8 protein-coding genes are annotated in these 9,091 nt (G+C 36.8%); all 8 read left to right on the top strand.

Annotated elements, in window-relative coordinates:
* The first annotated feature begins 575 nt into the window (after positions 1-575).
* Positions 576-2,477: a heavy metal translocating P-type ATPase gene (locus tag FFM65_RS09505; protein WP_119318612.1), complete on the top strand. Its 1,902-nt coding sequence runs from the start codon at positions 576-578 to the stop codon at positions 2,475-2,477.
* A 146-nt stretch (positions 2,478-2,623) separates the two neighbouring features.
* On the top strand, positions 2,624-2,854 hold the full coding sequence (locus FFM65_RS09500) for a heavy-metal-associated domain-containing protein (protein ID WP_059073813.1): 231 nt from the start codon (positions 2,624-2,626) through the stop codon (positions 2,852-2,854).
* Positions 2,854-3,408, top strand: a complete 555-nt coding sequence (locus FFM65_RS09495; RefSeq protein WP_119318613.1) for a ferritin-like domain-containing protein — start codon at positions 2,854-2,856, stop codon at positions 3,406-3,408. Before FFM65_RS09500 ends, FFM65_RS09495 begins: the two co-directional genes overlap by 1 nt.
* Before the next feature lie 13 nt (positions 3,409-3,421).
* Positions 3,422-4,108 carry a Crp/Fnr family transcriptional regulator gene (locus FFM65_RS09490; protein ID WP_119318614.1) on the top strand — a complete coding sequence of 229 codons (687 nt, stop codon included), beginning with the start codon at positions 3,422-3,424 and terminating at the stop codon, positions 4,106-4,108.
* A 110-nt stretch (positions 4,109-4,218) separates the two neighbouring features.
* Positions 4,219-4,860 carry a Firmicu-CTERM sorting domain-containing protein gene (locus FFM65_RS09485; protein ID WP_119318615.1) on the top strand — a complete coding sequence of 214 codons (642 nt, stop codon included), beginning with the start codon at positions 4,219-4,221 and terminating at the stop codon, positions 4,858-4,860.
* Positions 4,861-4,989: 129 nt separating this feature from the next.
* On the top strand, positions 4,990-5,754 hold the full coding sequence (locus FFM65_RS09480; protein ID WP_119318616.1) for a formate/nitrite transporter family protein: 765 nt from the start codon (positions 4,990-4,992) through the stop codon (positions 5,752-5,754).
* Between the two features lie 131 nt (positions 5,755-5,885).
* Positions 5,886-8,204, top strand: coding sequence for an RNA polymerase recycling motor HelD (helD, locus tag FFM65_RS09475; protein WP_119318617.1), 2,319 nt, complete (start codon positions 5,886-5,888; stop codon positions 8,202-8,204).
* Between the two features lie 127 nt (positions 8,205-8,331).
* Entirely contained in the window at positions 8,332-8,988 is a 657-nt protein-coding gene (locus FFM65_RS09470) for a L,D-transpeptidase (protein WP_119318618.1), read from the top strand.
* The last annotated feature ends 103 nt before the right edge of the window (positions 8,989-9,091 follow it).

Below are 9,091 nucleotides of genomic sequence, written 5' to 3'. Positions count from 1 at the left end.
ACTTGGAGCCTTTGCTAAGCCCAAAACCGGGCAAAGTCTTCAAGCTCGGCCTTTCACTAGGCAATAAATTGCCAAGTGAAATTTCACATTTGAGCCAATTTGCTTTGCTATTCCGGACTGGATAGTGTTTTCTATCTTTATATAAGTTACTTCAGAGAATTAATAGAAGATATTATTAGAATTGCAGTACATTGCTGTGGTTCTGGTAGTATCTTCTTTTTTTAAAAAAATATGGCTGTTATTCAAAAAATATGTGTCTGATTCTATCCGAATAGAAGATGAAATCTAGTCGGGAGCAAAAGCCCTGTGATGGCTCAGCCGCCAAATTTTACTTAGCAACTTGTTGCTTAGTAAAAGACCCAGCTTTGAAACAATGCGCCTTTGGTCCATGTATTGGTTCAAAGTGGCGTCGGCAGCGTTCCAGCCAATCACAGGGCTTTTGTGGACGACGGCATACTTAGCAAAACCAAAACTAAAAACTAAGAATCTTTTTCCTAAACTTGACCCACATCAATTTTTTAATCCCGCTTACCCTTTAGAATATGTCTTGTAAGTTAAGAGAGAGGTAAAGCGAAATGACAAAATTAAATATATGGATTTCGAAACATCAAAATAAGATGACCATATCAATCGCTGTATTGATTGCACTTAGTTTGATTTCAAGTTACTTGTTACATTTTGAAACTATTGCGACGGTCTTCATGATTGTTGCTAGTATCATTGGGGCAATCCCAGTTGCATTGCATGCTTTCGGTGCTTTGCAAAATAAAGTGATTAGTATTGAATTGCTAGTTACGATTGCTGTTATAGGGGCCTTTATCATTGGAGAATATGAAGAATCAGCTGTTGTTACATTCTTATTCCTCTTTGGTAGTTACCTCGAACAAAAGACTTTGGAAAAGACACGTTCTTCAGTTAAGAGTTTGACGAAGATGGCTCCTACAACTGCTGAATTGGTCAACGAAGATGGTACTACTGAGACTGTTGACGTTGATGATTTGGACGAGGGAGATCACGTTTTAGTTAAACCAGGTGGTCAAATTCCTGTCGACGGAAAAATTATCGATGGAACTGGCTACATGAATGAAGCTTCAATTACAGGTGAATCAACACCTGTTCAAAAGAGTAGTGGTGATAAGGTCTTCGCTGGCTCAATCGCTGATAACGGAACTATTACTATCGAAACAACCTCCGTCGGTGAAGATACTACTTTCGGTAAAATCATCGAATTGGTTGAAGAAGCCCAAGATAGTCAATCACCTGCCGCTCGTTTTATTGATAAATTTGCTACATATTACACACCTGCAGTTTTGATCATTGGTATTTTAGTTTGGATCTTTACTCAAGATTTCCCACTAGCTATCACTGTTTTAGTTCTAGGATGCCCTGGTGCTTTAGTTATCGGTGCTCCAGTTTCTAACGTTGCCGGAATTGGTAATGGTGCTAAGAATGGTATTTTGATGAAAGGTGGAAATGCCGTAAATACCTTCTCACACGTTGATACTCTAGTTCTTGATAAAACTGGTACTTTGACTACTGGTAAGATGTCCGTTACCGATATCGATAACTTTGGTAAAGATAAGAATGAAGATTTAGGCTTGCTTTCAGCCGTTGAAAAGACTTCTGATCACCCACTGGGTCAAGCTATTGTTAGATATATCAATGATTTGGAAATTACTGATACACCAAAATTGCCTGAATTAGACACTGTTAAAGGCCAAGGATTAGTAGGTCAAAATGATGATTTCAAGATTTTAGTTGGTAATGAACGTTTGATGAAAGCCAACAATGTAAAGATTTCCGATGCACAAAGAAAAGCTATTAATAGTCGTATGAACGATGGAGATTCCGTTGTTTTGATGGCAGTTGATCAAGAATTGCGTTTAGTCGTTGGTGTTAATGACCAATTGAGACCAGATGCTAGAGAAGGACTTCAAGCCCTTAAGGATGCTGGTTTGAGACGAGTAGTTATGTTGACAGGTGATAACAAAGTTGCCGCTCAACGTGTTGCCGAAAGACTTCCGATTGATGAGGTTCACGCTGAATTATTACCAGAGGACAAAGTTGAATTTGTTAAAAAGTTCCAAGAACAAGGTAGTACTGTAGCGTTCGTTGGTGATGGTATCAATGATTCACCTTCACTTGCTACTGCAGATATTGGTATTGGAATGGGTAGTGGGACTGATGTTGCTATTGAAACATCCGATATTATCCTAGTTAAATCAAGTTTTGATGCTTTAGCACATGCTTATACTTTATCCAAGAAGACTGTTGCTAATACGAAAGAAAATATCATCATTGCGGTTGGAACTGTTGCCTTACTATTATTAGGTTTGATCGTTGGTGTTATCCATATGGGTAGTGGAATGTTCGTTCACGAAATTAGTATTTTAGTAGTTATCTTTAACGCAATGAGATTAATTGGAAATAAATCTTCAAAACTTGATTCAAATCAAGTTGTTAGTCCAGCAAACTAATTAGAATAGTATTTGTAAGTTAGTTGAGCAAGTGATCTTCAGATTACTTGCGAGCTGTAAGTGTTGCAAGATTTGAAACATTTACAGCTCGTGAGTAATTCAGAACTTCACTAGCAAAGATTTTGTAAATATGGAGGAATTTAATTATGGCAAAAGTTATTTTACAATTAGGCGAATTGACATGCCCATCATGTATGACAAAGATTAGAAAAGCAGTTGAAAATCAAGATGGCGTTTCAAATGTTAAGGTCCTCTTCAATGCTGGTAAAGTTAGAGCCGATATTGATCAAAGTAAAGTTACAGGGGATGACCTATCAACTGTAATCACAGATTTAGGATACGAAGTTAAAAAAGTTAAAACTAAGGAGCTTGCATAATGACAGAATTAACAATCGATGAAAAGTTTGCGGCAGAACAAAAACAAGCAGATGCCGATCACCACAAACCAACAGCTGGAGCAATGACAGGACATATTGTTTCTAATCATTTCCTACTAAACATCAAGTTGCACCAAATCAAATGGTTCGTTAAAGGCGCAAATGCTGAAAGCTACAAGGCTGTTTTGAATCAAACAATTGACGAAAATAACGCTTGGTATGATAAGATAGCCGATGAATTATTGGATGAGGGTGAATTACCTCCTTCAACTATGAAAGAATATTCTGACTACGCTATGATCGAAGAAGACGGTAAGAATAAGTATTTGAAGGCTGAGGATATGCTTCAAACTGTTGTTGACGACTTCACAACTGATAACATGTTCGTAACTCGTGCTATCAAGTTGGCTCAAAAGGAAGATCGTCCTTTCATGGAGCAAGTATTGGTTCAATTGTTAGGTTTCAATAACCACCAAATCAGAATCTATCAAGCACTTCTTGGCAAGTCAGCTAAGGAAGGCTTTGAAGAAGAAGACGATGAGGACTTTGACTAAGGAGCGATAATTAATGGCAAAACTAGCGCATGACCACACAGCTGAAGATTGTGTTGAATTAGTTTCGATTTTTGACAATTTATCTAAAGATGATAAGAATACGATAGCAACTTTGGTGACACACCATCACTATAAGACTGGCGAATATTTATTCTCTGCTGGAGATGAAGCCGATTCGTTGATCATCGTAGCTCACGGTCAGGCAAAAGTTTTCCAAATGGCTGCTAGTGGTAAGGAACAGATGCTAAGAATTTTGCAAACGGGTGATTTCGATGGCGAGGCAGCATTGTTTACTAATAGTGATCACAATAGTTTTGCTCAAGCCTTGATGAACACTGATGTTTGTCAGATTTCTCGAGGAGATTTCCAAAGATTGATGCAACAAACTCCTGAAATGGCTGTTAATATGGTCAATGCTTTAGGTAAAAGAATTGCTCAATTGGAACAACAAACAACTGAAGTAACGACTGCTAGTGTTGAAAGTCGCTTAGCTAATTACTTACTAGAGACTAGCGCCGGATTAGATCAAGAGGTATTTAAACTACCTCTTAAGAAAAAAGATATCGCAACTTATCTAGGAACGACCCCTGAAACGATTAGTCGTAAACTTACATCATTGACTAAGCAGGGTATGATCGAAAAAATTAGTAATAATGAATTTAAAATCTTAGACGCTGATCGGTTAATGATGATCGATTGATTAAAAAGCCAGCTGAAAAGCTGGCTTTTTGTGTTGCTTATTTTTACCCCATATAGTACCTTGTAATTAGTATAGACCAATCTTTAATATGGGAATAAAAAGGGGTAAATATGCGTAAAATAATTTTCACATTAATGATTTTATTTGGCGTGGGGATGTCGTTTAAACCAACGGTTGTGTCTGCCGCAATGGACGATTTTAATATTAAAATTGATGGTAAATTTTCGGATTGGGATGATAAGCCCAAAAACGATATTTACTATGATTTTGGTCCTGTGAAAGAGGCCTCTTTGTTAGCTGATGACAAATATATTTATTACTATGTCAGTACATCGAAGAGCCATAAAGATACGCTTGGCTTTCAGACTGTTGACTACCAACTAAAAATTGGAAATCGCCTGCATGTGATTTATGTCAAAAATGCTTGGGATATTAAACCTAATCAAAATACTAAAGTTTTATTGCAAGATACTAGCAACGGTAATAAAAATTTAGTCAATTCATCGGCAATCGTTCATCGGTTCGTTGGTTCTGGATATGATTATGCGATTATGGAATGTCGGATCCCTTATGAAGAGTTAGATGTTGCACCAATAGCGGGACAAAACATCAGTATGAAGACGCCACAATTAGGGACGCAAATTCTCACGGCCGTTGGTGGCAGCACGGGTCCGTTTGTTTTGGCCGGTGTCGGGATAGTTATTGCTGCATTTGGAATATTCAAATATCGAAAAAGAAAAATAGTTAAATAACGTAAATTATAATCGATTTGCGTTATTTTTATGCATACGTGTTATCCGAACTATTATCAGAAAATTCGTTGACCTCGTTCGCAATATGCTGTATTTTTAATTCACCAAATTTAAATATGGGGATTAATTATGTTTACTCCGGAAGAAATTTTACAAAAGAGTATCAGTGCAGGAAATAACAAGTTGAAAAAGACCTTGTTAGCTAAAATGATTTTAGGTTTTGTCGGTGGGGCGATGATTTCCTTAGGATTTCTCGCTTATGTGAGAGTGACAGCTTCAATTCCCAAAGACTTAATTAGTGTCAAAGCTTTAGTTGGTGGGGCAGTCTTTCCAATCGGTTTGATTGTGATCTTATTGGCTGGTGGCGAATTAGCGACTGGTAATATGATGGCTGTTGGAACGTCGTTATTTGATAAAAAAGCTCACTTGTTAGATTATTTGAAAAATTTGTTGATCATTACGTTGTTTAATTTTATCGGTGCGGTTTTTGTTGCCTACTTCTTTGGTCACGTAGTGGGATTGACACATGCACAGCCTTTCCAACAAGCGGTGATCAGTATCGCTAGTGCTAAAACAGATGCTAGTTTTTGGTCCGCTTTGATTTCTGGTATCGGTTGTAATTGGCTAGTCGGCTTGGCAGTTTGGCTGTCTTTTGGAGCAAAGGATGCGGCTGGAAAGATTTTGGGGATTTGGTTTCCTATCATGATCTTTGTGGCAGTAGTGTTCCAACATAGTATTGCTAATTGTTTTATCATTCCGGCAGCGATTTTTGAGGGTGGTAGTACTTGGGGATTGTTCCTTCAAAACTTTGTTCCAGTATATTTAGGTAATATCATCGGTGGTTTGATTTTTGTCGCTGGATTTTATTACTATAGTTATGCTGATAAAAAATAAATAATAGTAATAATTAATACCACAGTGATGGAATATTCATTGTGGTATTTTTGCTGTCATAACGGCTCTTCTTTGAAATCGGTAGTCAATAATGGTAACATTATATAACTTTAATTTAAGAGGTTGTTATGATGACAGATAAATCTAAAGTTAGTGAATTAGATGAAAAACAAATTGAACAGGCACATCTCGATGATGTGGTTGATAAAATCAAGAAGTCTGAAACTAAACTTCAAGAACACATTACTGTCGCTGAAGAAGATCTAAAAGTTATTAATGATGCTTTTGATGACATCCATTTAGGTGTCAGTGGCGACTCAATTTCGATGGATGCGGCACTTTCGATTCATCAACAACAACAAATGCTTGATGAAAGAAATAACAGTTGGCAACAATCACGTCAACGTTTAGATATTTTAAAGAAACTAGAAAAAACACCATTCTTTGCTCGACTAGATTTCCAAGAAAAAGGTGAACCTAAGCGAGAATCAGTTTATATCGGTTTGAGTTCCTTTACTGATGAAAAAGACCATTTCTTAGTTTACGATTGGCGGGCACCAATTTCTTCAATTTACTATGACGGAAAATTGGGTGAAGTTACTTATCAAACGCCTGATGGGGAACAATCAGTTGATTTATTCCTAAAACGTCAATTCTTAGTTGAAGATGGCAAAATCAAAGCTTATTTTGACACTCAAGAAACTATTGGGGATCAAATGTTATTGGAAGTTTTGGATGGCAAATCTTCGACCCACATGAAGGGTATCGTCAAGACCATTCAGAGTGAACAAAACAAGATTATTCGTGATACGAAGTCTAAGTTATTGTTCGTTCAAGGAGCTGCTGGATCTGGTAAAACTTCAGCTATCTTACAAAGAATTGCTTTCTTGCTATATAGATATCGTGGGACTTTAACTTCTAGTCAAGTGGTTATGTTCTCGCCAAACTCATTATTTAATGACTATATCAAAGATGTTTTGCCTGAAATGGGTGAACAAAACATGGTACAAATGACTTATAAGCAATTTTTAGCTCGTCGTTTGCCTAATTTAAGTGTAGAAACACTCTCAGACCAATTTGAGACCGTTGTTGATACAGAGAGCAAGAATGTTGGGAAATTTGTCTCTGACATTGAATTTTTTAAGATTATGACTAACTATAGTAAGTTGCTAGGACAAAGTGGGATGGCCTTCAAGGATATTAAATTCCAAGGCAAAGTCTTCATTCCTAAGGAAAAGATTCAAGAAATTTATTACAGTTATGGTCCCCAATACAACTTGGGAAATCGTTTGGATGCGACAGTTGATCGACTAGTTAAAATGTTACGCCGTAAAATTGGTTCTGAAATGCGTTCCAAGTGGGTTTCTGAACGAATCGAAAACTTGAGTAAAGAACAATTGCAAGCTCTATATGTGACAGCTGATCAAGAATTCAAAAATGGCGATGAAGAGAGAAAATTCCTAGCTCGTAAGATTGTTACAGCCATGATGCAAGGCGTTTATAAATATATCAAACATTTACGTTTCTTGAATGTGGCGGCCAACTATTTGAATTTCTTGAAAGCTGTCCCTAAAATTGTTAATTTGCAAAAACATGGTATTACTGAAGAACAATGGAAAAAGTACGTCGAAGACTTTATTCAAGACTTTAACAATAAGCAAATTTCAATGAATAATCTCAGTCCATACTTGTACTTGTATGATTTGGTAACAGGTAAGCACGGTGAATTGGAAATGAAATTCGTCTTTATTGATGAAATTCAAGATTACACACCATTCCAACTAGCTTATATGAAATACAAATTCCCAAGAGCTCGCTACACAATGCTAGGGGACTTGAATCAATCGATTTTTACTAAGAAGAACAGTCAAACACTACTTTCCGAAGCCCAAAGTTTATTTGATGCCGATGAAACTCGAGTAGTACAACTAGTTCATTCATATCGTTCGACAAAACAAATTACGGACTTTACGAAAGCAATCTTGACGAATGGACAAAAAATTGAACCGTTCAATCGAAATGGTGACTTGCCTAATCTTTGGCAGGCTCAATCAGAAGCTGAATCAGTTCAACAAGTTATCAAGCAGATTAAGGCCAACGATGAGCACAAATACACAACAGCTATCATTGCCAAAACTTTGGAAGACGCCGATCAGTTGCACAAGATGTTAAGTGAACAAGGCGTTAAATCTACTTTGATCCGCTCCGAAAACCAACGTTTAGCAACTGGAACTATCGTTTTACCATCGTTTTTGGCCAAAGGCTTGGAATTTGATGCAGTCATTATGTGGGATGCTTCAAAGGATAAATTCGATGAAGATGAACAACAGTTAGTTTATACGATTGCTTCTCGTGCCATGCATAGATTGACGATTACTTCGATTGGAGAATTGTCACAATTATTGCAACGAGTACCGGAGAAGTATTATCAAATTGAAGAAAAAGCTTAATAAAATACCTATTGGATTGTAATCTAATAGGTATTTTTGTTGTCAGATTGTATTCCAGGCTCCCTTGATGTTTTTTATACACCATGTAATAATGGTAATTATGTTATTACGAGTTTGGGGATAAAATATGGATTATAAAAAAATATCAGGAATTGCTATTATTGTTTTATTTATCGCAGCTTTGGGGTACGGGGGGTACCAAGCTGTTACTAGTCAAACTAAAGATGTCAAAGTTGAGGCAAAAGATTCAGCTAAGGTGAAAAAAGCTCCCAAAAAAGAAGTTCCTTCACCTGAGAATGTTAAAGATGACAAAGATATGGTGCCATTGAAGGATTTTGATTATAATACAGCTTCAGAAAAGAAAGATTATCCTAATTTAGCAGATCATCCAGATGCTTTTATCGACGTCGATATTGCAACTCAAAGAATGTATATCAAGGAAGGCAAAACAATTCTTTATGAGATGTACGCATCAACGGGTAAAAAAGATGCTACGCCGAAAGGGACTTATCATGTCCAGGGTGAACGTGGAGAATTCTTCTATACTCAACCATTGAAATTAGGTGCTTATTATTGGGTTTCATTTTTGAATCATGGCGAGTATTTGTTCCATACAACACCGACTGATGAACAAGGAAACTACGTCGAATCGATTGCCAAGACTTTGGGTAGAGAACCATCATCACATGGCTGTATTCACTTGTCAGTGCCCGATTGTAAGTGGGTCTATGAGAATGTACCTTATGGTATGAAAGTTGTTATTCATGGCGAATTTAAAGCATAATAAAGGTTGTACGATAAATAGAGTTGATAGGCATTTTGCCATCAACTCTATTTTTGTATACCATTTATTAGTAATACTTTTTAAGAACATCAAAAAAGACACC

This window comes from Companilactobacillus formosensis, assembly GCF_005405305.1.
Lineage (GTDB): Bacteria > Bacillota > Bacilli > Lactobacillales > Lactobacillaceae > Companilactobacillus > Companilactobacillus formosensis.
This window is presented reverse-complemented; position numbering and strand designations above follow the sequence as displayed.